The organism is Brachybacterium atlanticum (genome assembly GCF_025669985.1).
Classification (GTDB): Bacteria; Actinomycetota; Actinomycetes; order Actinomycetales; family Dermabacteraceae; genus Brachybacterium; species Brachybacterium conglomeratum.
Genome location: NZ_JAKJJW010000085.1, coordinates 1 through 508, shown reverse-complemented (window position 1 = coordinate 508; position 508 = coordinate 1). Strand labels below are relative to the sequence as shown.

1 rRNA gene is annotated in these 508 nt (G+C 46.5%); it reads right to left on the bottom strand.

The window, feature by feature from the left end:
* Nucleotides 1-508, bottom strand: a 23S ribosomal RNA gene (locus tag L3K22_RS16655); the annotation flags it as partial.

Here is a 508-nt window from a genome sequence, read left to right as displayed (position 1 = left end):
GTTTGATTATAGTCAGTACAGCTAGGCGCCGCCATTCCATATTCAGTGCTCTACCACCAAAGTTTAACATCACACGCTAGCCCTAAAGCTATTTCGAAGAGAACCAGCTATCTCCAGGTTCGATTGGAATTTCACCGCTATCCACAAGTCATCCGGGCACTTTTTAGCGTACTACGGTTCGGTCCTCCACTTAGTTTTACCTAAGCTTCAACCTGCTCATGAATAGATCACCTGGTTTCGGGTCTATGTCAACATACTAATTCGCCCTATTCAGACTCGATTTCTCTTCGGCTCCGCTTTTATCCACTTAACCTCGCATGTTAACATAACTCGCCGGTCCATACTGCAAGATGTACGCCATCACACATTAACGTGCTCTGACTAATTGTAAGTAAGTAGTTTCAGAATCTATTTCACTCCCCTCCCGGGGTTCTTTTCGCCTTTCCCTCACGGTACTGGTTCACTATCGGTGTCTGGTTAGTATTTAGCCTTACCGGGTGGTCCCGGC